The organism is Georgenia sp. TF02-10 (assembly GCF_022759505.1).
Lineage (GTDB): Bacteria > Actinomycetota > Actinomycetes > Actinomycetales > Actinomycetaceae > TF02-10.
In genome coordinates this window covers 793,502-813,911 of record NZ_CP094289.1, presented here as the reverse complement: position 1 = coordinate 813,911, position 20,410 = coordinate 793,502, and the positions used below count along the sequence as shown (strand labels likewise).

19 protein-coding genes are annotated in these 20,410 nt (G+C 72.3%); 11 read left to right on the top strand and 8 right to left on the bottom strand.

From position 1 onward, the window contains the following. The first annotated feature begins 87 nt into the window (after window positions 1-87). The 7 genes from MF406_RS03655 to MF406_RS03620 all read left to right on the top strand — a co-directional run bounded on the left by MF406_RS03655 (window position 88) and on the right by MF406_RS03620 (window position 8,155). On the top strand, window positions 88-417 hold the full coding sequence (locus MF406_RS03655) for a hypothetical protein (protein WP_242896649.1): 330 nt from the start codon (window positions 88-90) through the stop codon (window positions 415-417). Further along, window positions 414-1,484: a GNAT family N-acetyltransferase gene (locus MF406_RS18850; protein ID WP_305852985.1), complete on the top strand. Its 1,071-nt coding sequence runs from the start codon at window positions 414-416 to the stop codon at window positions 1,482-1,484. Before MF406_RS03655 ends, MF406_RS18850 begins: the two co-directional genes overlap by 4 nt. Beyond that, window positions 1,481-2,545 (top strand): ATP-grasp domain-containing protein, encoded by a 1,065-nt coding sequence (locus tag MF406_RS03640; RefSeq protein WP_242896648.1) that lies wholly within the window; start codon window positions 1,481-1,483, stop codon window positions 2,543-2,545. The genes MF406_RS18850 and MF406_RS03640 overlap by 4 nt, the downstream gene beginning before the upstream one ends. Continuing rightward, a complete protein-coding gene (locus tag MF406_RS03635; protein ID WP_242896647.1) occupies window positions 2,542-2,958 on the top strand; it encodes a hypothetical protein in 417 nt (138 codons plus the stop codon). Before MF406_RS03640 ends, MF406_RS03635 begins: the two co-directional genes overlap by 4 nt. A 10-nt stretch (window positions 2,959-2,968) precedes the next feature. Then, entirely contained in the window at window positions 2,969-4,138 is a 1,170-nt protein-coding gene (locus MF406_RS03630; RefSeq protein ID WP_242896646.1) for a glycosyltransferase family 4 protein, read from the top strand. A 40-nt stretch (window positions 4,139-4,178) separates the two neighbouring features. Beyond that, window positions 4,179-5,375, top strand: a complete 1,197-nt coding sequence (locus tag MF406_RS03625) for a lipopolysaccharide biosynthesis protein (protein ID WP_242896645.1) — start codon at window positions 4,179-4,181, stop codon at window positions 5,373-5,375. A 1,322-nt stretch (window positions 5,376-6,697) separates the two neighbouring features. Continuing rightward, complete coding sequence (locus MF406_RS03620) at window positions 6,698-8,155, top strand: polysaccharide biosynthesis tyrosine autokinase (RefSeq protein WP_242896644.1); 1,458 nt, start codon at window positions 6,698-6,700, stop codon at window positions 8,153-8,155. A 79-nt stretch (window positions 8,156-8,234) separates the two neighbouring features. Here MF406_RS03620 and MF406_RS03615 read toward each other — a convergent pair whose 3' ends face one another. After that, window positions 8,235-9,272 carry an LLM class flavin-dependent oxidoreductase gene (locus tag MF406_RS03615; RefSeq protein WP_242896643.1) on the bottom strand — a complete coding sequence of 346 codons (1,038 nt, stop codon included), beginning with the start codon at window positions 9,270-9,272 and terminating at the stop codon, window positions 8,235-8,237. Window positions 9,273-9,407: 135 nt separating this feature from the next. On the opposite strand from MF406_RS03615, the gene MF406_RS03610 reads away from it, so the two are divergent. Further along, on the top strand, window positions 9,408-9,929 hold the full coding sequence (locus tag MF406_RS03610; RefSeq protein WP_242896642.1) for a MarR family winged helix-turn-helix transcriptional regulator: 522 nt from the start codon (window positions 9,408-9,410) through the stop codon (window positions 9,927-9,929). A 31-nt stretch (window positions 9,930-9,960) separates the two neighbouring features. Here MF406_RS03610 and MF406_RS03605 read toward each other — a convergent pair whose 3' ends face one another. The 3 genes from MF406_RS03605 to MF406_RS03595 form a co-directional block, all read right to left on the bottom strand. Beyond that, window positions 9,961-10,326: a CAP domain-containing protein gene (locus tag MF406_RS03605; protein WP_242896641.1), complete on the bottom strand. Its 366-nt coding sequence runs from the start codon at window positions 10,324-10,326 to the stop codon at window positions 9,961-9,963. Window positions 10,327-10,660: 334 nt separating this feature from the next. Next, window positions 10,661-11,254: an LPXTG cell wall anchor domain-containing protein gene (locus MF406_RS03600; protein ID WP_242896640.1), complete on the bottom strand. Its 594-nt coding sequence runs from the start codon at window positions 11,252-11,254 to the stop codon at window positions 10,661-10,663. Between the two features lie 59 nt (window positions 11,255-11,313). After that, window positions 11,314-13,245, bottom strand: a complete 1,932-nt coding sequence (locus MF406_RS03595) for a DUF4012 domain-containing protein (RefSeq protein ID WP_242896639.1) — start codon at window positions 13,243-13,245, stop codon at window positions 11,314-11,316. On the opposite strand from MF406_RS03595, the gene MF406_RS19000 reads away from it, so the two are divergent. Next, window positions 13,210-13,686 carry a type II toxin-antitoxin system Phd/YefM family antitoxin gene (locus MF406_RS19000; protein ID WP_371744588.1) on the top strand — a complete coding sequence of 159 codons (477 nt, stop codon included), beginning with the start codon at window positions 13,210-13,212 and terminating at the stop codon, window positions 13,684-13,686. The genes MF406_RS03595 and MF406_RS19000 overlap by 36 nt on opposite strands. Then, the gene (locus tag MF406_RS03590; RefSeq protein WP_242896638.1) at window positions 13,683-14,078 is read left to right on the top strand and encodes a type II toxin-antitoxin system VapC family toxin; all 396 of its coding nucleotides are present in this window, start codon (window positions 13,683-13,685) and stop codon (window positions 14,076-14,078) included. The genes MF406_RS19000 and MF406_RS03590 overlap by 4 nt, the downstream gene beginning before the upstream one ends. A 446-nt stretch (window positions 14,079-14,524) precedes the next feature. On the opposite strand, the gene MF406_RS03585 is transcribed toward MF406_RS03590, so the two are convergent. From MF406_RS03585 to MF406_RS03570, 4 genes are all read right to left on the bottom strand, one after another. Then, entirely contained in the window at window positions 14,525-14,914 is a 390-nt protein-coding gene (locus MF406_RS03585) for a type II toxin-antitoxin system VapC family toxin (protein WP_242896637.1), read from the bottom strand. Further along, entirely contained in the window at window positions 14,911-15,054 is a 144-nt protein-coding gene (locus MF406_RS03580; protein WP_242896636.1) for a hypothetical protein, read from the bottom strand. The genes MF406_RS03585 and MF406_RS03580 overlap by 4 nt, the downstream gene beginning before the upstream one ends. An 80-nt stretch (window positions 15,055-15,134) precedes the next feature. Continuing rightward, the gene (locus tag MF406_RS03575) at window positions 15,135-16,406 is read right to left on the bottom strand and encodes an MFS transporter (protein WP_242896635.1); all 1,272 of its coding nucleotides are present in this window, start codon (window positions 16,404-16,406) and stop codon (window positions 15,135-15,137) included. Window positions 16,407-16,448: 42 nt separating this feature from the next. Further along, window positions 16,449-16,805: a hypothetical protein gene (locus MF406_RS03570; RefSeq protein ID WP_242896634.1), complete on the bottom strand. Its 357-nt coding sequence runs from the start codon at window positions 16,803-16,805 to the stop codon at window positions 16,449-16,451. Between the two features lie 344 nt (window positions 16,806-17,149). Between MF406_RS03570 and MF406_RS03565 the strand changes: the two genes are divergently transcribed. Further along, window positions 17,150-20,269, top strand: a complete 3,120-nt coding sequence (locus MF406_RS03565) for an efflux RND transporter permease subunit (protein WP_242896633.1) — start codon at window positions 17,150-17,152, stop codon at window positions 20,267-20,269. Window positions 20,270-20,410 lie beyond the last annotated feature (141 nt).

Sequence of the window (20,410 nt, the reverse complement as noted above, 5' to 3'; positions counted from 1 at the left end):
CGGTATGCATTTCGCTCCATTAGGGGTCCAAGGCACGCCAAGAGGGGGAACTACTTGTCCGGGGGGACACCGGCTCGACGGAGCCTAGTGGGGTTGTGGGACTGCGCCGCGTGGTGCATCGCCGTCGCTCTTATCGTTGGTACTCGTTACGACTTCTATCTCAGCATCGAGCAGTGGAACACCGTGTTCCTGTACGCCGCGCTGGCGTGCCTGACACAGCTCGCGGTGGGCGCCCTGCTCAAGTTCTACCGAGGCAAGTACCGGCTGGGGAGCCCGAACGGCACGAGCGAGGACCTGTTCACCTGTGGCCTCTCCCTCCCCAGCGGGTCCGCACACGAGGAGTCCACCGCCGCGCGTGCCCTCGACTCGGTCGCGCCCTTCCTCGGTCGGGCCAGCGCCAGCGTGGCGGACCGGTGAGCGCCGTGAGCTACGACCGCGTGAAGCGTGCCCTCGACTTGGCCGTCGGTGGCGCGGCCCTCCTCGTCAGCGCTCCGGTGCAGCTTGCCGTCGCAGCGCTGGTGCGGGCCAAGCTCGGGCGCCCGGTGCTCTTCCGCCAGGACCGTCCCGGCAAGGACGGCCACATCTTCCAGCTCGTGAAGTTCCGGACGATGCTCGAGCCGGACCCGTCCCGCGGCCTCGTCACGAACGAGCAGCGCATCACCCCGTTCGGACACTGGCTGCGCTCCACGAGCCTCGACGAGCTGCCCACTCTCCTCAACGTCGTCCGCGGGGACATGAGCCTCGTGGGCCCCCGGCCCCTGCGGACCACCTACCTCCCCCGCTACAGCCGCCGGCACGCCCGGCGCCACGACGTCCGGCCCGGCCTCACCGGGCTCGCGCAGGTACGGGGTCGGAACGCACTGACGTGGGAGGAGCGGCTCGACCTGGACATCGAGTACGTCGACTCCATGTCCTTGGCGCTCGACCTGTCCATCGTGGTGGCGACGATCAAGACCGTCTTCCAGCGCAGTGGGATCGCGGCTGAGGGACAGGCAACGATGAGCGAGTTCATGGGCTCGGGCCAGCCCATCACCTGCGTGCCGCTCGGCGAGGAGCACCTCCCCACCAGGGTCGAGTGGCTCAACGACCCACGGGTGCGTGCGGGCATCACCATCTCTTTCCAGGCGGCTCTCGACGACACCGTCGCATGGTTCCGGAAGGCAGCCGAGGATGAGACCAGAGCCGACTTCGTCTGCCTCTCGCAGGACGGCTCGACCGTGTCCATGTTCGGGTTCACCGACATCTCCGACGCCACCGCCTCCCTCTACCTCTACGTGGCACCCGAGATGCACGGGAAGGGCGTCGGTCGTCTCACCATGGTCCACCTGCTCAGGGAGGCGCAGCGGCTCGGCCTCACCGAAGTGCGCCTGGAGGTCAAGGCCAAAAACACCTCCGCCGTCCGGCTGTACGAGCGCTTCGGCTTCCAGGTCACCGGAGACGTCCCAGGAGAGGTGAAGTTCAAGATGACGGCGGCCGTGCGATGAGGGACGTCAAGATCGTCATCGGCTCGGCTGGCCGTCGCACGTACCTCGTCAGCTGGTTCATGGCGGCTCTCGCGGACCTCGGCCTCCCCGGCGAGGTCATCGTGACCGAGAACGACGTGACGAGCCCGAGCTTCGGGCTCGCCCACCGCTCGGTGTGGATGCCGCCCTACGCCGATCCCGCCTACGCGAAGCGGATGCTCGAGCTGTTCGCGGCCGTACGGCCCGACCTCTTCGTCCCGCTCAACGACTTCGAGATCGATCTGCTGTCGCGCGGCCTCGGCTCCCGGCTCGAGGAGTACGGCAGCCATGTCCTGGTCCCCAGCCGCCAGGCGCAGCGGAACCTCTCGGACAAGCTCGCCATGAGTCAGGCTCTCGCCGCGGCAGGGGTAAGCACTCCCCCCACGTGGCTGGCCGCCGACCTCGACGAGCTGCGCGATTCGGCGGACGGCACGGTGAGCGAGTACGTCGTCAAGCACCGCTTCGGCAGCGGCTCCTCCGGGCTCCGGTTCGCCACGCTGAGCCAGCTCGACGCCGCCGTCGCGGGGTCCCTCGCAGAGCTCCCTGCCGCCGACAACGACCCGGTCCCCGACCTGCCGCCGGACGCTCGCGTCGTCGTCCAACAGCGTGTGCCCGGCGATGAGTACGGCGTGGACGGGGTCTTCTCCCTGACGTCCGCTGCTCCTGCGCTGGCCGCCGTCCTCGCCCGCCGCAAGCTCCAGATGCGGGCCGGGGAGACCGACAAGGCGGTGACCGTCGATCCCGACCCCTTCGTCGAGACGGTCACTCGCCTGGGCGACCTCATCCGTCCGCGCGGGCTCGTCGACATCGACATCATCCGCACCGCCGACGGCGCTCTGCACGTCATCGACATCAACCCCCGTTTCGGGGGCGGCTACCCGTTCTGCCACGCCGCGGGCGCGAACGTCCCTCGGTACATGCTCCAGTCCCTCCGTGGAGAAGCTGATCCCGCTCTGCTGGAGTACCGGACGTCGCTGACCGTGGCGAAGTACCAGGACGTGCGGGTCGTCGGGGAGCTGGAGAACGTCGAGGAGGGCTCGTGACGCTGTCCGTCTCCGCAAGGCAGACCGCCTTCCGGCTCGTCGACACCGCCCGCGCGTCACGGACGAGGACGGCGGTCGAGGAGATCACCAGGAACCTGGCACGGCCCGGGGATCCCGCGAGCGCCGAGCTCCATGCCCGCCGTCTCCGCGACCTCCTCGTGCACGCGGCCACGACGACCCGTGACTTCGCGGGCTGCGGCCCCGACGACCTGGCGTCCTTCCCGGTGACCGACAAGAACGTCATCCGCGAGCGCCTCGACGAGTTCGGTTCCTCCGCCCACGCCCACGGCAAGCTCCGTCGCGCGGCGACGAGCGGCTCGACCGGCACGCCGTTCGCCTCCTTCCAGGACCCCGGGGAGGTCGCGTCCGGCAAGAGACGCAGGATCATCAGCAACTGGTCCCCGGACAGGTGAGGACGCGCCCGTGAAGATCACGTACATCCACCAGCACTACTCCCAGCTCCCCGCCGAGGGCGGCCTGAGCCGGCCGTGGCAGTTCGCGCGGCGGCTGGCCGCCGACGGGCACGAGGTGACGCTCATCGCCGGCTCGCAGCAGGCGCGCACGACCTATGTCGAGGGCGTGCGTATCGTCCACGTCCGCGCCCCGTACGCGAACGCCATGGGTCCGGTGAAGCGGATGCTCGCTTTCGTGCTCTTCGTCCTACGAGCGACTCTGCTCGCCGTCCGGACCCCCGCCGATGTCGTCTTCGCCAGCAGCACTCCGCTCACAGTGGCGGTACCCGGCATGGTCGGGGCGTTCGCCAACAGGGCGCGTTTCGTCTTCGAGGTCCGCGACCTGTGGCCCACCGTCCCGATCGAGCTCGGCGTCCTCACCAACCCGGTGCTCCGGGTCCTCGCGCGGGGGCTCGAACGTCTCACCTACCACCGGGCCGACACCGTCATCGCCCTCTCGGACGACATGGCTGCAGGGGTGCGGAGCGTCAACGCCAAGGTGCCCATCGTCGTGATCCCGAACGCGAGCGACTTCTCTCTCTTCCCCGACCCCTCGGAGACGCCGGCGATCCGCGCGGAGCAGGGCTGGGCACCGGACGAGACGGTGCTGGTCTACGCCGGGAGCTTCGGCCGCATCTACAACCTCACCTGGGTGGTGGACCTCGCGGCTGCACTACGCTCCCACGGCGTACGCGTGGTGATGTACGGAAGTGGCGGCACGATGCCCGCGCTGCAGCAACGCGCCAGGGAGCACGGGCTCGACGTCGACTCCCTGCTCCCGGGCCGCGTCCGGCGCCAGGACCTCGCTCGCCTCCTCTCGGCAGCGGATGCCACCATCTCCAGCGTGCTGCGTCTCAAGTGCCTCGAGCCCGCATCGATCAACAAGGTCTTCGAGTCGATGGCGGCGCAGAAGCCCGTGCTCTTCAACCACGACGGCTGGCTCACCGAGCTCATGACCGAGCACCGCGCGGGCTGGAGACTCGACGACGACCCGGCCAAGGCGGCGTTCCAGGTCCAGTGCATCGCGGCGCGGCCCGAGCAGTTCCGTGAGGCCGGCGAGCGCAGTGCCGAGCTCGGACGGGAGCGCTTCGACCGCGACAAGCTATACGTGGGCTTCCGCGCGGCGGTGGTCGGCGCGTGAGCTCGCAGTTGCCGGGGTGTGGTCTGCCGCGGATCGCCCTGTGAGCCGCAGATTCACCCATCCCGCCTACGACCTCCTCGCCGGGCAGGTGGTCACCGCGGGCGTTGCGTTCGCCATCAACTTCCTCTCCTCGAGTGTGATGCCGCCGGACCAGCGCGGCACCCTGGCCTTCTTTATCCAGCTGTCCTACATCGCGACCACGCTCGGGCTCCTGGGCGTCGAGCGCCCGTACGTGGCGGAACGGACCGGGGCCTCTTTCCCGACCGCCGTACGAGAGCTCGGCCGGCTGACGAAGTCGGTGTGGGTTGGGGCGACGCTCCTTGTCATCGCGGCGGTCGTCACGGGGTGGCTCTCGAGCTGGTTCATGGCACTCCTGCTCGCGATGACGGCCACGTACGTCGTATCCAACGCCGCCGTGCGCAGAGTCCGGATCGCCTACGTCGTCAGTCGTGACCGACGAACCTTCGTCATGAACACCATCGCGGTGCAGTGCGGGCTGCTCGGGCTGGGAGTCGTGCTCTACCTCTTCGACGTGAGCTCACCGGCCGCCTGGCTCGGCGCCTACGCCCTGAGCAGCGCGGCGGCGATGGTGACGACGGTCCGCGCACGCCGCCGGTCGCGCGAGGAGGACGTGGCCGCAAGCCAGCTGGCCCGTGTCCGGCGCGAAGGGCTCAGGCTGATTCCCGCCTCGCTGGGAAACACGGCGCTGCTGCGCTCCGACCGCCTGATGATGCCCTTCCTCTCGTCCGCTGCGGAGCTCGGCATCTACGTCACCGTGGCTACGGTGATGGAGGTCGGCGCCTGGCCGATCCAGCAGTGGGTGGACGCGTCCCTCGGGCGGCTTCGGGAGCGCGCTGCGGCCGGGAACAACCGGCGCCTCGTCACGAAGGTCTTCCTCGGGGCGGTCGGCCTCACCACCGTTATCGGCGTGCTCGCCTATTTCGCGATCAGCCTGCTCCTGCCCGAGGAGTACCACCCCTCGCTCCAGCTCATCCCCATCCTCGGTGCCGGCACTGTCGTCTACGCGATGACCCGCCTGCAGCACGGCTGGCTCATCGCCGAGGGGCGCCCCGGCCTGGTGTCCGTCGCTGAGACGGTCGGGCTCGTGGCCTCCGCCGTCCTCTACGTCGGCCTCATCCCGCCCTTCGGTGCGATGGGTGCGGCGATCGGGTCCGGCATCGGGCATTGCCTCCTCTTCGGCACGACGTGGTGGCTGCGGCGCCGTCGGAAGGCCTAGGCCGAACCTGCCCGGATGCGGACCGGTGGGCGACTCGGGGGCCAGCCGGGAGCGACGGTGGGAGGATGACCTGGACACCTGGGCATGACAACTGGACTTTCGGGGAATTAATGGAACTGCGCGGCTATAGCCGCCATAAAGCACGATCTCGGTCGGTTGACCCTGAAGCCAGCACCACCGAGCTGACAGATCCGGCCAGCAGCCTGCGCTGATGCCCGGCAATGGCACGCTCCCCCGGGCTCATGAAATAGTTTACTCTGATCAACAGTTGGCCCCGGCGCTCCCGCCGATAGCTAGTAATATCAGCCCCATGACACAGTTGACCTCGCTGCCGACGTGTGCAGTGCCTCGATGGGTTACAAGCGGACGCGTCCTACGTGCTCATGAAAGCAACGGCCGAGGCGTTGCTGCTGCTCGACCGGGACGTCGACATAGGCGTCGTCGCCGAGTTCGTGAACCGGGAACCTTCCACCGTCTCCGGCTGGGCCACCGTGCGGCAAAAGGCCTGCCTGTCCTTCGGTCTACACCGGCCACGCCGGGAACCTCAACGCCTCCAAGCTCAACCGTCAGCAGCGCGCCGAGGTCAGCCCAGTCCGGTCCTCACCGCGCTACAGCCTCATCTGTGAAGAGCCCGTCTAGCGCAGTGACGTCGACACACCTGGCGATGCTGGCCGCTGGTCTTTTTTCCGGCGAGCATATTGCCCGTGAGCGGGCGAAGGAGGCGCCATTGGCTGGCTGGGAGTATGGCTCGCAGCTCCGCTTGGTGTGGGGCCCTCACCCTGGTGCTACCACCCAACCTGCCCCACCACTCGTCCCGGGTGAGCCGCGCCGATACGACGCAGGGCGCTCGACGAAGCCTGCGGCTGCCGGCGTGCCGAGATGCGCTTCACCTGCGCACCGGTGGTTACGCCGCGGCGGTCGGCCACGTTCGGGCATAGCTACCACCAGTGCAGCGGTCCGTTCGTAGTACGACACGCCGATGAGAACTGCTCGCCGGCCACATGCCTCCCCTCCTCCATCGCGGCGGGGCGGCCTAGCGGAACAGTGCAAACAGGAGAACCGCGGTGGCAAGCACCATGACCGCGAGACTTACGTACTCGACTCGTCTCCAGTAGCGCTGCCGCTCGCTGTAGGATCGCCGGTTCCGTGCCATGGGTCCATGGTGGCAGATGCGGCGCCGCTTACAGGACCATCCGCGCTTCAGCCGTCCGTGATGACGGCACGAAGGTCGTTGGCATCTGGCCAGTGAGGTAACTTCTGCCGGGCCGTGGTGCTCGGCGGCTCGTTCCCTGTGGGAGAATCGCCATGCTCATCCGTCTGCCGTGGGGGAACTCGTGGAACTCAGCGACTACCTGGCCGTGCTGCGCAAGCGGTGGCTCGGCATCGCCCTGGTGGCCGTCGCCGTCCTCGCGGTGACCGCGGCTGTGACGCTGCTCACCACTCCGCTCTACAGCGCAGCAACCCGCGTGTTCTTCTCGGTCCAGGGCGGCAGCTCGATCACGGACATCAGCCAGGGGTCCACCTTCACTGAGAAGCAGATGGCCTCCTACGCCGAGGTGGCCACCTCCCCGCTCGTGCTCGAACCCGTCGCCCAGGACCTCGGCCTCGAGGTGGACGACGTGCGGTCCGCGGTCTCCGTCACGGTCCCCCCGGACACCGTGATCCTCGAGATCACGGCCACCGATCCGAGCGCCGAGACATCTGCGGACACCGCGAATGCGGTAGCGGCCGAGCTCACCTCCGCCGTCGGCCAGCTCACGCCCGAGCAGGCGGACGGCACCGAACCGGTCCTCGCCACCGTGATGACGCCCGCCGAGGCACCCGGCTCGCCGTCGTCGCCGAACGTGCCGCGCAATCTTGCCCTCGGCCTCGTGCTCGGGCTTCTCCTCGGTTATGGGGTCGCGCTGCTGCGGGAGATTACCGACACCAAGGTCCGGGACGAGCGCGACCTTGCAGCGGTCACCGACCGGCCGATCGTGGCCACCATTGGCTACGAGCAGGGCACGGAGACGCAGCCCGTGTTCGTTCACGACGACCCGCTGGGCGTCCGCTCCGAGGCCATCCGGCGGCTCCGGACCAACCTCCAGTTCGTCGACCTCGGCGACGGGGTGAACTCGATCGTCGTCACCTCCTCCATCGCGGGCGAGGGCAAGACCACGACGGCGATCAATCTCGCGGTCTCCCTCGCCGATGCCGGGGCCCGGGTCGCCCTCGTCGACGCCGACCTCCGGCGCCCGTCGGTGGCCGAGTACATGGGCCTGGAGGGTGGTGCGGGGCTGACGACGGTGCTCATCGGTCGCGCCGAGGTCCAGGACGTGATCCAGCCCTGGCGGCAGACGAGCGTCGACGTGCTGCCCTCGGGCCCGGTCCCGCCCAACCCCAGCGAGCTGCTCGGCTCCCGGGCGATGACCGCCCTGCTCGAGCAACTGACCCGCACCTACGACGTCGTGCTGCTCGACAGCCCCCCGCTGCTCCCGGTCACCGACGCTGCCGTCCTCAGCCGGTTGGCGGACGGGGCGCTGGTCGTGGTCGGCGCGGACCGCATTCACAAGGCCCAGCTGGCGGACTCGCTCGCGGCCGTCGACGCCGTCGACGCCCGGGTGCTCGGCGTCGTGCTGAACAAGGTCGAGCGCAAGGAACGGCAGGACTACTACTACTACGGCAGCTACGCGGCGGAGTCGTCCACGCCCCGCACCGAGACGGTCCGACCGGAGGGCACGCCGTCTACCTGGCCCGGGCGGCCGCTGGGCGGCTCCGCAGAGGCGCGCCGCAGCGCCTGACCCCGTCCTCCCCAGGCGTCGGCGCTGCTCGACCACCATGCCGGTTGCCGAGCAGCCTGCGAACGAACGTCCGCTCCGCTCAGTCCTGTGTCGATGATCCTCGCGGGGCGAGCCCGAAGGCCTGCGCCAGCAGGTTGTGGGAGTGGCGCCGGGCGACCGGGTCGGCGATCAGGTCCTGCACCATGACCTCGTCGGCGCCGCTCTCCTCGATCATCTGCTCCAGCGTGGCGCGCACGTCGTCGGGACCGCCGGCCACGAACCTGGGCCACCGGCCGTCGACGATGGCGGTGGGCTCGGCCTTCTCGGCCTCGCTCATCTCCCGCGCCGCCTCGTCGGCCGAGGGGACCATCGCCCCGCCGCCCTCACGGCGCAGGCGGGCGTAGTAGCCCTTGGGTGAGCTGGCCAGGTGCTCGCCCTCGGCCCTCGTGTCACCGACGGTGACGTTGACCGCGAGGATGGCGCGCGGGGAGTCCAGCCCGAAGCCCTGGGGCTGGAAGTTCTCGCGGTAGTGGCGCAGGGCAGGCGCCGCGCCCGGGGGGTTGATGAACCCGGCGAAGGTGTAGCCGATGCCGAGCCCGGCGGCCAGGTTGGAGCCGTTCGGGCTGGAGCCGAGGAGCCAGGTCTGGGGGACCTGGGGAACGCTGGGCATCAGGGGGTGACCGGCGAAGGGGTGGTCGGCGGGGAAGGCCTCGTACAGCCATGCCAGGGTCTCCAGGACCTGCTGCTGGTGGTCGGCCTGGACGGGGTTCTGGCGGTCGCGCTGCAGGGCCAGGTCGATGACGGGACCGGCGGTGGCGCGTCCCATGCCGAGGTCGATCCGGCCGGGCGCCATGGCCTCGAGCTGCTTGAACACCTCGGCGACCTTGAGCGGGCTGTAGTGGTTCATCAGCACGGCGCCGGAGCCGAGCCGGATGCTGGTGGTCTGCGAGATGGCCGCCGCGATGAGGAGCTCGGGGTGGTGGGAGGCGCCCGAGCGGCTCAGGTGGTGCTCCGCGAACCAGATCCGGTGGAAGCCGGCTGCCTCGGCGTGCCGGGCGGTTTCCAGGGAGTCGGCCAGGGCATCGGTCTCGGTGGTGCCGGGGGCGACGGTCCCCAGGTCGACGATGGACAGCTTCATGCAGAGGGCTCCTTGCGCGAGGGGATGGTGCGCCCGCGCACGCGTCGGTGCCCGGGCTTGATCCGCCGACGCTAGCGCAGATACTTGGTTGGCCCCAACTTGTTGCTGAGGACGGGCGCAGTCTAGGGTGACCGTATGGACGAGGGCATGGACGAGTGCGGTCTGGACGATCTCGAGCGCTCCCTGGCGGCCGTCCTTCGGCTGCTCGCGGACCGCGCCACCGTGGACGACATCGCCCGGCGCTCTGGTTACGACCTCCCCCCGGCCTCCTGGAGCCTGTTGGAGTACCTCGACGCCCGCGGCGCCCTGCGCGTGTCTGACATCGCCGCCTGCCACGGCGTGGACATCTCCTCGGTCACCCCGCGCCTCAAGCGCCTGGAGACGGCCGGGCTGGTCTCGCGGGCACGGGTGCCCACCGACGCGCGCGCCTCCCTGATCAGCATCAGCCCCGCGGGCGTCCGTGCCCTGGAGAGCGTCCACGCGGCCAGGCGAGAGATCGTGGCGCAGGTCCTCGACGGCACCGACCCCGCGCAGCTCGCGATCACCGCCGAGGTTCTCACGCGCATGGCGGACCGCCTGTCCAACCCGTCCAGTCGCTCGGCAGCGGTCGATCCTTCGTCCGCCAGCCCTGAGCTGGCCGGCGCGCGGGGAGCGTAGGACCACCCCAGGCCCGCCCCAACCGCAGGCGTCAGCCCGCCAGGAAGATCTGCGCGCAGAGGCGCTCCCCCTCGTGCGGCACGCACCCGACTCCCAGGCTCTCCAGCGCCGGGTCGACGATGTTGTTGCGGTGCCCGGGTGAGCCCATCCACGCCTCGACGACGTCGGCCGCGGCGGCGTCGCTGTCCACCAGGTTCTCGGCGGCGAGGTCGACGCCGCACGCCTCCAGCACGGGCTGGAGCGGCGCATGCTCGAGCGGGCGGCCGACCAGGGCAGCCGCCCGGTCAAGGGCCGCCTCCTCGGCGCACGCGGACGCGCGCAGCGCGGGCAGGCCCTCGTCCGCGCGGGCGGCGTTGGTCAGGGTGAAGAGCTCTGCGGCATACTCCTCCGCCGCCACGGTGTCGCTGGCCTCAGCCGTCGGGGTGGGCTCGGGGGCCGCGCCATCGGGACGACCAGTCGGCGTCGGATCCGGTCCGGACCCGGGCCCGGCCGTGCGACCGGAGGCCTGGGTTCCTGCAGTCCCGGGGCCGCCGTCGGCGGTCGGAGATGACGACGCACATCCCATCAGCACCGACCCGGCGACGACGAGGGCCGCGAGGAGCGGCAGCTGCCGGCTCACCCAGCCTGCCCGCGGTCGCCTCGAGGTCCTCCGCTGACGCCGCGAAGGCCCCCGCGCCGATGTGCGCGCGGGGGCCTGCGGGCGACGCCACGAGGGCGCCGTCATCGATCTGTCAGTGCTGGGCCTGACGGCGACGGGCGTAGGCCATGGTGCCGGCTCCGGCAGCGAGCAGGGCGGCAGCGCCGGCGACCAGCGGGGCGCTGGTGGTACCGGTCCGCGGCAGGTTGGACTGCCCGGTGGCCGAGGTGCCCTGGCCCGCACCCGCACCCGCTCCCTGGCCGGCGCCAGCACCGCCGGCGCCAGCACCGCCGGCGCCAGCACCGGGGGCGCCGCCACCGGTGCCGGGCGTGCCGACGGTGATCGTGGCCGACTCGACCACATCACCCGCGGCGTTGACGCCGGTGAGGCTGTACACGGCCTCCTCGTGCAGGGTCACGGAGAAGGTGGACACCCCGGCGGCGGTCGGCTTGGTGAGGCTCTGGCTGCCGGCGATCTCGATCGCGGAGTCCGGCACGGCGTCCGAGGCGACGGTCAGGGTGAACTGCGGGTTCTCCACCGGGCCCTCCAGCACGACCTGGAAGGGCTGCCCCTCGGCGACCTGCCCGGGGACGTCGAGGTCGTACGGGTCTCCGGTGTAGGCGAAGGCGGCGGCTGGGGAGAGCACCAGCACGGCCGTGGCGGCGGCTGTGGCGAGACGTCGGTTCATGGGATCCCCCGATGAGCGGTCGTGACGGCCGGTTTCGGCCGTCGGCTGGACGTTAGCAGTCATCGAGTACATGGGGAAGTGGAACCGCTGAACTGTCCGGGTGCTGGACCGGGCGTGGTCCGGACCTGGGGCGCCCCGGACAGCTCGCGGGGCGTGATCAGGGTGTACTCCGCGGTCACCCGCTCCCCCGGCGCGAGCGTCACGGTGTGCGCGGCGACGGCCAGCCCGTCGTGCTGGTGCGGGCGGTAGGTGGCGTCGTCGTCGCTGATGCTGGCCGCGGTGATCCGGCTGCCGGTGGGGGCGTAGACCATGAGCTGGGACCGGGTGTCGCCGGCGGTCACCACCCGGCCGCCGCCGGTCAGCGACGGCGGGAGCGTCGCGGCGTCGGCCGGTGCCGCGGAGGCGAGGGTGACCTTCACGGCGATCTCCTGGGAGCCGTCGGGCCGGCAGGCGGTGGCGGTGACCTCGGCGTCGAGGTGCTCGTAGTAGGCGATCTTCGCGCCGCTGGTGTCGTGCACGTACACGCCCACCACGGGCGCGTCGCCGACGTGGCCGCGCAGCGCGCCGGCGACCGCGGTGCCGGCCAGGACCTCCTGCTCGGCCGGGTCGGCGGACCAGGCGAGCAGGCGTCCTTCGCCGACGGCGTCGGAGAGGGCGGTGAGGAGCCCGGCCGGCTCCGCTCCCCCGGCCAGCACCTGGGCGAAGACCGCCTGGGCCGCGGCGGCGTAGAAGGCGTCCTGGGCGGCGGGGTCGGCGACGTCGAGGTAGACCTGGTTGAGCAGGACCTGGGCGGCGTTGTCCCCGGTGAGCTGGGCGCCGGTGGGCAGGGTGACCGGGCCGGTGGCCGCGAGCAGGCCCTGCAGCGCGACGGGGTCGAGGGACAGCACGCCGTCCACCTCCGCCCCGGTGCGCTGGCGCCACATCTCCCGGATGATCTGGGCGGCCCGGGGGAAGTCCGGGGTGGCGGTGACGTTGCCCGGGTACCGGCCCAGCTGGGTGCCGTAGAGACCGCGCTCGCCGTCGGTCAGCTCCACGACCGGGGTGGGGAACCGGTTGAGGGAGGCGGCGGAGCGCTGCTCGACGAACTCGATCCGGCCGTCGTCGGCGCGGAGCAGGACGACGGCGCCGGGCAGGCCGCCGAGGGCCCGGGGCTCGCTGTTGTTCTGCACCAGGACGAGGTAGTCGCGGGGGCCGTCGGTGCCCAGCATGGTCGGCAGGAGCCGGGCCGCGCGGGAGGCCGTGCCGGTCATGCCGCCGAGGTCGGCCACCTGGTCGGTGAGCTGGCCGAGCGGCGCGCGGAGCTGGGGCAGCAGGGTGGCGGGGTCCACCGCAGCCAGGTCCGCCCGGGCGGCCTGCAGGGCGTCGTCGGCCGTGGCGACCTGCGGGGCGGCCTCGGCCAGCGGCGCCGGGTCGATCCGGCCGTCCACCGGGACCAGGCGGGCGGGGTGGAGGACGGCGACGGCGTCGAGGAGGGGTGGCAGCGCGCCGGTGGCGACGTCGTCCACCACCTCGCTGACCACCTGCACGGCCCGGACGTTCGCGCCGAGCCGGGGGACGGCGGCGGCCAGGTCCCAGTGCGGGCCGGTCATTGCGTCCCGGGCGGTGCTGGCGTCGTCCTGCAGGTCGGCCGACGCGGCGGCCGCCGCCTCGCCGTCGCCGGCCAGGACGTGCTCCTGCAGGACGGTGACGTCCTGCTGGGCGTCGCGGAGGGCGGCGTAGGCGGTGCGCGCGTCCAGCGCGAGGACGACGGCGACCAGGAGGACGACGAACGCGAGGGCGCCGAGGACCGCCGCTACCGGGCCGATCCCGCGGCGGCGGGAGCCGGCGCGGCGCTCGGAGCCGCGACCCGATCCGCTACCGGACCGGCGACGGCGACCGGATTCAGACCCACGGCCGGACCCGACACCGTGCCCGGACCTGGAACCGTGGCCCGACCCCGCCCCGCGGCGCTGCCCATGGGCACGGTCAGAACTGGCATCGGCGGACGGCACGGCGCTGATGATAGGGCCCGGTGCCGCGGAGCGGACCGGACCCGCCAGGCGGGGTGGGGCGGCCCTGGTGACTGCAGGGGACGGGCTTGGTCCTCGGCTCACGATGCGCAGGCGACTCGCCCCTGCTGCCTCAGCTCCCGAATGCTACGGTTCGTACACCGGTTGGAGGCGAGCAGTGTGGAGACGATTACGCACCGCCAGCTGCGGCACGACAGCAGTCGCGTCCTCGCCCGGGTCGCGGCTGGAGAGTCGTTCGTGGTGACCAACCACGGAAAGGTTGCCGCAGTCATCGTGCCGCCCCCCGAGACCGAGCTGGACCGGCTCGCCGCTGCCGGCAGCCTAAGCCCAGCCCGCTCTACGCGACGGCCACTGACGGAGTTGCCCCGTGCGACCAACCTGACCAGCCGTGAGGTGCTGGAGGACCTTCGAGGCGATAGGTGATCCGCTACCTGGACACGTCGGCCGCGCTGAAGCTCCTCGTCGATGAACCTCATTCCGACGCGCTCGCTGCCGACCTGGAACGTTCGCTCCAGGATGGCGACCATCTCGTCGCCTCCTGGCTCCTCTACACCGAGCTCCACTGCGCCGCCCAACGGCGCCGCGGCATTCTTGTTGATGCCGTCAACGGCGTGCTGGACGCCGTTGGTCTCATCGACCTGAAACGCGAGGATCTTCACCGTGCAGCGACCTCAGCCTGGGGCCTGCGGAGTGCGGACGCGATCCACCTCGCCACCGCCCTACGCATCCACGCCGACCAGCTCGTCAGTTACGACGACGAGCTCACCGCGACAGCCGCGGACGCCGGCCTCCCTACAGCCAGCCCCGGACGCTGACAGGCAGCAGCCGCGTCCGGTTGCGACTGCAACCACCGTCAGCCGCCGCGCCGTTATCGGCCGTCCCTCAACCCGGAGCGGACCAGCGAAAACGCGCCCACAGTGGCGACCACCCGAGCCCGCGGATGGAGCTGCGGCTGGGAGTACAGGCTCGAGCGGCGGGCGCGGGAGGTGAAGCCGCTCTCTGCGGTTGTCCTGCTCTTGCGGGGCGAGAGCGTCCCCCGGTAGCCACCCGGCGTCGGCCGTCCGTGGTATCGCAGTGACCCCACCGGAGGCATGACGGCGTCGACCAGTTTCGTGGCGAGCACGTGGCCGACCGCCGTCGTCTTGCCCGCGCCGCCCGCGTACAGGTCGCGGACGGCTACACCCTCATCTGTGAAGAGCCCGATACCGGACCGGGACCGCCGGGAGAACGCGTCCGCGCCGCGAGACCGCCGGCCGTCAATTCACGCCGGCGTCGCCGGTGGCCCGTAAGCCAGCAACTGGCGGTCGACGGTCAGCAGCTCCAGAGACTCGGACCGTGCCTGGGCGAGCAGCAGCGTGTCGAAGGGGTCCTTATGCAGGGGCTTCAACTGGTGCAGCTCAAGGACGTGCTCCCCACGCACCGGGAGTTCCACCATCCCGGCTGCGCGGGCGTAGTCACGCAGCAGCATCGGCTCCGCCACGAGGCGGCCCCCTCCGCCGCGCACCTTGATGACGATCTCCCAGAGCGAGACGACGCTGAACGAGACATCGGCCGGGGAGTCCGCCAGCACCTGCCGAGTCCAATCCGGCAGACGCGGCGATCCGGCGGCCGCCCAGAGCAAAAGGTGGGTGTCGAGGAGGAAGTGCCTCACTCCTCGGTCCCGAACATCTCCAGGATCTCCTCGCGCATCATCTCGTCGAAGTCGTCCGGGATGACCATGGCGCGGGCGGCCGGCTCCGGCAGGAAGCCAAAGGCCGGGCGCGGCTGGGGCTCGCCGCTAACAGTCTCCACGTGGCCACCTCCCGGGGCAGTGCGATCAATCTTCGCACCGACCTTGCAGCCTCCGCACCGTCATTGCAGCATTCGCACCGCTACAGCAGCCCGGCGCGCCGCCGCGTCGTCTGGTTCGCGTGCACCGACCAGCGCGGCGCCCACCGACCGAGTGCGGCCGCTGCCGCCGCGCCGATCGCCCCGATGACCCAGATGCCGGCGGCGAGCGAGCCCAGCGCCGCCCCGGCGGAGACCACGAGCGGGCCGGCCGCGGCGCCGCCGTCCTGGAACACCCGCCACATGCCGAGGAACTGGGCCCGGCCCCGCGCCGGCGCCACGTCGGCGCCCAGGGTCATCAGGATGCCCGAGCCCAGCCCGTTGCCCAGCCCCATCAGCGCCGCCACCACGGACACCGCCACCACGGTGTGGGTGAGGGGCAGTGCGACCATCGACGCGGCCACCAGGAGCATGGACGGCACCCCGATCCACAGCCGGCCGTAGCGGTCCATCACCTTCCCGGCCGGGTAGAACAGCAGCATGTCCACCGCCCCGGCGATCCCGAACACCACCGAGGTGGTCGCCGGGTCGACGCCGAGGTGCTCGGTCCACAGCGGCAGGACCGTCTGCCGCGCCCCGCGCACCGTCCCGACGAGCAGCACCGCGATCCCGAGCGTGGCGAAGACCGGCCGGAACTCGGTCAGCACCTGAGCGGTCCGCGGCCGGTCGGCCTGGGCGGCCCGCGCGGCGGCCCGCCGCTGCTGGCGGGAGCCGCCCGACGGCGCCGAGGGGTCCTGCCCGGCCGCGGCGGCGGCGACGGTCGCGGCGACGGCGGCCGCGGCCCCGAAGAGGTAGACGTGCGCCAGCTCGCCGGCGGCGATGACCGCCGCCCCGGCGAACGGGCCGACGAACAGGCCGATGCGGTGGACCCCGGCCAGGGTCGACAGGACCCGGGCCCGGCGCAGCGGCGGGGTGATCTCGGTGAGGTAGGCGTGCCGGGCGAGGTTGAAGACGGCGGCCGCCGCACCGAGGGCGAGGGCGGCCAACGCGAGGAGCAGCAGCGAGGCGGACCAGGCGGCCGCGAGGAACGCCAGCGCGGCCACCGCGCCGGCGAGCACCATGGCGCGCCGGTCCCCGACCCGGGCGGCAAGCGCGCCGGCCGGCAGGTCGGCCAGGATCTGCCCCACCGACATCAGCGCGGCGACCACCCCGGCGACCGCCAGGGACGCGCCCAACCCGACCGCCGTCGGCGCGATGACGGGCAGCAGCGCACCGACGCCGAGGTCGAAGAGGAACGCGGGCACGAACGCGGCGAGCACCACGGTGCGCAGCGGGAACATCGGCCCGGCGGGGCCGGCCGGCGGTGGTGGGCTCACGCCCCACGATCCTGCCCTACCGCGCCGCGGTCCTCCCCCGGCCTACTCCGCGGTCATCCCCGGGAGGTGGTCGGCCAGGGTCGCGGCGGTCCGGTCGGCGAGGCCGGCGAGCCGGCCGACGGCGGCCGCCGCCTGGCCGGTGTCGCCGGCCCGCAGCGGGCCGAGCAGGTCGCGCAGCTCCTCGGCGAGGGTGTCGGCGCCGACCATCTCGCTGGAGATGAGCAGGGTGAGGGTGACCGTGTGCGCGAGCGAGGCGTCGCCGGCCTCGGCGGCCCGGACGAGCTGGGCCAGCCGCCCGGGGAGCAGCTCGAGGTAGCGGCGGGCGAACTGCGCCGCCACACCGGCGCCGACCTCGTCGGCGAGGGAGCCGAGCGCCTCGACCCGGAGGACCTCGGTCATCATCTGCACCCTCCGGAATCTCCGAGGAGGGCACCCCCGCCGCCCAGGCGACGTCTACGCCTGGGCCCCAGCCCACCAGCCGCCACGGTCGGGAGCAGAGAGGGGGCCCGGATGAAGACCGGAGGATCGGTCCGGGTCACCGCCGCCGGGGCAGGGGTGAGCCGGGTGAGGGGTCTGCGGCGCCGCGCGGTCCCGGGCCGGGGGCCCGCCGGCGGCCCGCCACCGCCGGGACGGCGAGGAGGCGGGTGCGAACTTTGAGCGCTTACGCTTCGTTGTCACGGCGTGGTCGTGCGCACCGCTGGTTGTGCACGCCGGAGTCGTGCGCACCCACCGATGGAGGACCTGTGTCCCGCCTTGCCCAGTTCTCGCTCGGCCGCCGCGCGCTCACCGCGCTGATCACGGTGGCCGTCACCGTCCTCGGGGTGGTCAGCCTCGGGTCGCTGCGCCAGGAGCTGATCCCGTCGATCTCCTTCCCGGCGGCCGCCGTCATCGGCGCTTACCCGGGCGCCTCGCCCGAGGTCGTCGAGCAGCAGGTCACCGCGGTGGTCGAGGACGCCGTGGCCGGGCTGGACGGGGTCGAGGAGATCACCTCGAGCTCGGCGTCGAACGTCTCCACCACGACGGTCATGTTCGAGTACGGCACCAACGTCACGACCGCCGTCGCCGACCTGCGCGGGGCGGTCCAGTCCGCGACCGCCCAGCTGCCCGAGGACGTCGACCCCGAGGTGATCGCCGGCTCCCTCGACGACCTACCCGTGGTCCAGCTCGCCGTCGCCGGCGACGCCGACGCGGCCGAGCTCCAGGGCGCCGTCGACGACATCCTGGTGCCCACGCTGGAGGACCTCGACGGCGTCCGGTCGGTGACCCTCACCGGCGTGCCCGAGCGCGAGGTCGTCCTCGACGTCGACATGGCCGCGCTGACCGCTGCCGGGCTGACCCCCGACCAGGTCCTCGGCATCCTCGACGACAACGGCGTCCGGATCCCGGCCGGCACCCTCACCGAGGGCGAGCAGACGCTCTCCGTCCAGGTCGGCACGCCGCTGACCGACGTCGCCGAGCTCGCCGCCCTCCCGCTGACCTCGCCGACCGGCGCGACCCTCAAGCTCGACGACGTCGCCGACGTCGTCGACCAGGAGGCCGAGCCGACCTCGATCTCCCGCGTCGACGGCGAGCCCTCCCTCGCCGTAGGCGTCACCAAGACCCCGGACGCCAACGTGGTGGAGGTCTCCCGCACCGTCGAGGACGCCCTGGCCGACCTCACCGACCGCCTGGACGCGCAGGGCGTGAGCGTGAGCGTGGTGTTCGACCAGGCGCCGTTCATCACCGAGTCCATCCAGGGCCTGGCCACCGAGGGCGGCCTCGGCCTGATCTTCGCGGTCGTGGTCATCCTGCTGTTCCTGGCCTCGTGGCGCTCGACCGCCGTCTCTGCGGTGTCCATCCCGGTGTCCCTGCTGGTCGCGTTCACCGTCATGAACGCCACCGGCAACACCCTGAACCTGCTCACCCTGGCGGCGCTGACCATCGCCATCGGCCGCGTCGTCGACGACTCCATCGTGGTGATCGAGAACATCTCCCGGCACCTGAGCTACGGCGAGGACCGCCGCGGCGCGGTGCTCGGGGCGGTGCGGGAGGTCGCCGGCGCGATCACCGCCTCCACCCTCGCCACCGTCGCGGTGTTCCTGCCGATCGGCTTCGTCGGCGGCTTCGTCGGCGAGCTCTTCCGGCCGTTCGCCTTCACCGTGGCCATCGCGATGGGCGCCTCGCTGTTCGTCGCGCTGACCATCGTGCCGGTGCTCGCGTACTGGTTCCTGCGGGCGCGGACGGTGGCGACCGACGAGGAGAGCGCCCGGGCGGTGCGCGCGGCGGCCGAGGCGAAGGAGCGCCGCGGGCTGTGGCAGCGGGCGTACCTGCCGCTGCTGGGCGCGTCGCTGCGCCGCCCGGTCGTCGCCCTCGGGGTGGCCGTGGCCGTGCTGGCCGGGACGGTCGCGCTCGTCCCCCGGCTGGAGACCAACCTGATCGGCGACACCGGCCAGGACACCCTCACCGTGACCACCTCGTTCGAGCCGGGCACCTCGCTGGAGGCCCAGGACGACGTCGCCCGCACCGTCGAGTCCGCCCTGCTCGACGTCGACGACGTCGCCACCGTGCAGACCACCGTCGGCTCCGGCGGCCCGGCCGCGCTGTTCGGCGGCGGGTCGGAGAGCGCGACGTTCGCGCTGACCCTGGCCGAGGACGCGGACGGCACCCGGGCCGCGGACGCGGTCCGCGAGGCGGTCGAGCCGCTCGCGGAGGACCCGGCCACCGAGATCGACGTGAGCACCGGCGGGCTCGGGCTCGGCGGCTCCACCGTCGACCTGATCGTCACCGCGGACCAGACGGACACGCTGCGGGACGCGGCGCAGGTGGTCCAGGAGGCCGCCGAGGAGTCCCCGGAGGCGCGGGCGGTGACCAACTCGCTGACCGCCGACCAGCCGGTGGTCCAGGTCTCGGTGGACCGGGACGCGGCCGCCGCCGCCGGCCTGACCGAGGCCGCGGTGGCCACCACGGTGGCCGGGATGATGACCGACCCCGAGGTCGGCACCGTCGAGCTGGACGGCGCGCCGGTGACCGTGACGGCGTCCTTCGGCGAGGGGCCGGCGAGCGTGGACGAGCTCAAGGCGGTGCCGCTGACCGGCCCGGCCGGCGTCGTGCCGCTGGAGCAGGTCGCGGACGTGGAGATGGTCGAGACCCCGAGCGCCATCACCCGCACCGACGGCCGCCGGACGGTGACCGTCTCGGTCACCCCGGCCGGGCAGGACGTCGGCGCGCTGACGACCGACCTGACCCAGCGGGTGGACGGGCTCGACCTGCCGGAGGGGGCCGAGGTCACCGTGGGCGGCCTGGCCGCCGACCAGGCGGACGCGTTCTCCCAGCTCGGCCTCGCGCTCGTGCTGGCGATCGCGATCGTCTACATCGTGCTGGTCGCGACGTTCAACTCGCTGCTCCAGCCGTTCATCCTGCTGGTCTCCATCCCGTTCGCCGCCACCGGCGCGGTGGCCGGGCTGCTGCTCACCGGCACCCCGCTGGGGGTGCCGGCGCTGATCGGCCTGCTCATGCTCGTCGGCATCGTCGTCTCCAACGCGATCGTGCTGATCGACCTGATCAACCAGTACCGGGAGCGCGGGCGCTCGCTGGACGAGGCGGTGACCGAGGGGGCGCGCAAGCGGCTGCGGCCGATCGTGATGACCGCGGCCGCGACCGTGTTCGCGCTGCTGCCGATGGCGTTCGGGATCACCGGGGGCGGAGCGTTCATCTCCCAGCCGCTCGCCGTCGTCGTGATCGGCGGCCTGATCACCTCCACGCTGCTCACCCTCGTGGTGGTGCCGGTGATCTACGTGCTGGTGGAGCGCCGTCGGGAGCGGCGCCGGGCCCGGCACAGCGCGGCCGCTGCCCCGGAACCGACCGTCGCGGAGCCGGTGGGCTGAGCCGGCCGGCGGCGACCGCTGGCCGGTGGGCCGGCCGGCGGCTACCGCTGGCGGGCACGGGACGACGGCGGCCGCACCCGGCGCGCCTCGCGCCGGGCGGTGCCCCGCGCCGGGCCGCGCCCCGCGCCGCGCCGCGCCCAG